Annotated in this window: 1 protein-coding gene and 1 pseudogene; one reads left to right on the plus strand and one right to left on the minus strand. The window is 32.0% G+C overall.

The window, feature by feature from the left end; all coding sequences use genetic code 11:
- Positions 1–281, minus strand: a pseudogene (locus BZK14_RS04470) (ATP-binding protein); the annotation flags it as partial.
- 166 nt (positions 282–447) lie between these two features.
- On the opposite strand from BZK14_RS04470, the gene BZK14_RS04475 reads away from it, so the two are divergent.
- Positions 448–1,068, plus strand: a complete 621-nt coding sequence (locus BZK14_RS04475; RefSeq protein ID WP_077925372.1) for an XRE family transcriptional regulator — start codon at positions 448–450, stop codon at positions 1,066–1,068.
- The last annotated feature ends 159 nt before the right edge of the window (positions 1,069–1,227 follow it).

The raw sequence follows: 1,227 nt of genomic DNA on the forward strand, positions 1-1,227 counted from the left end.
ATGTTCTCAATCACTTCATCACGATTCATACCGATACCATTATCTCTAATGGTTAATGTTTTTTGTTCAGCATCCATTGTGATGAAGATTTCAGGATTACCTTGATTCTCGATCAATTTAGCATCTGTCAAACCTTCAAAACGGCGTTTATCCAATGCATCCGATGCGTTTGAAATTAATTCACGCAAAAATATTTCATGATTTGAATACAAAGAGTGAATCATTAACTTTAATAATTGATTAACTTCTGTTTGAAATTGCATTGTTTCTTTTTGGCTCATAACTTCTCCAATATTTACCATTCAATTGATCAATAAAATTTAATAAGTGTGAATATGGGTATTCATTTAATGATTTCAAGAGATAATTCCTCACCACCACAGGCTTTCTCTTGTTATTTTTATAACTATAAGTTATATTAATTCTCGTAAATTAAGGAGAGCTTATATGAAAGATACAGCTGATCGAATCAATCATTTGATCGAAGAGAGAAAAATCTCTCAGGAAATTCTCGCAGCTGATGTGGGTATTTCACAAGCAGCCATCTCTAAAATCTGCCAAGGTAGAACCAAAAGAAGTCGTTTTCTACCTAAAATTGCAGAATATTTTAATGTGGCAGAAAATTGGTTGTTGTTTGGTGAAGAAACAGTTGATGAAGATGAGGTTTTAATCCCTTTCTATAAAGATGTTCAATTGTCTGCAGGACATGGTGCAAGTGAGTTTGATGACTATGAAGGTAGGACAATTCGCTTTGCTTTAGACACATTAAGAGAAGCGAGCGTTTCCCCAAAAGATGCAATTTGTGTCACTGTTAAGGGTGATAGCATGGAACCTGTTTTCAAAAATGGCTCAACTGTTGGCATTGACCTATCACGTAAAAAAATTATCGATGGTGATGTTTATGCCATAAACAATGATGGCTTATTACAAATGAAACGCCTTAAACATAAAACAGGCAGTATCATTACTGTAGAATCTTATAACCGTGAAGAATACCCAGCATTTGATGTTTCCTTAGAACAAGTTGAAGTGATTGGCCGCGTATTTTGGTATTCAACTGTTATGTAATTAATTTTTAATCAAAGATTTCTGTCTAATGCCCCATGATAAAAATATCTTGGGGCATTTTTATAACCTAAATCATAACTTAAAGTAATTTTAAAACTGAAAAATAAATTTATAATCCATTGATAAAAAAGAATTATTAAAAATACAAATATTTTTATA

Source organism: Wohlfahrtiimonas larvae, from assembly GCF_002006755.1.
GTDB lineage: Bacteria > Pseudomonadota > Gammaproteobacteria > Cardiobacteriales > Wohlfahrtiimonadaceae > Wohlfahrtiimonas > Wohlfahrtiimonas larvae.

Excerpts from the sequence above, each read along its gene's own strand:
- BZK14_RS04475 (WP_077925372.1), top strand. The coding sequence starts at position 448 with ATGAAAGATACAGCTGATCGAATCAATCATTTGATCGAAGAGAGAAAA.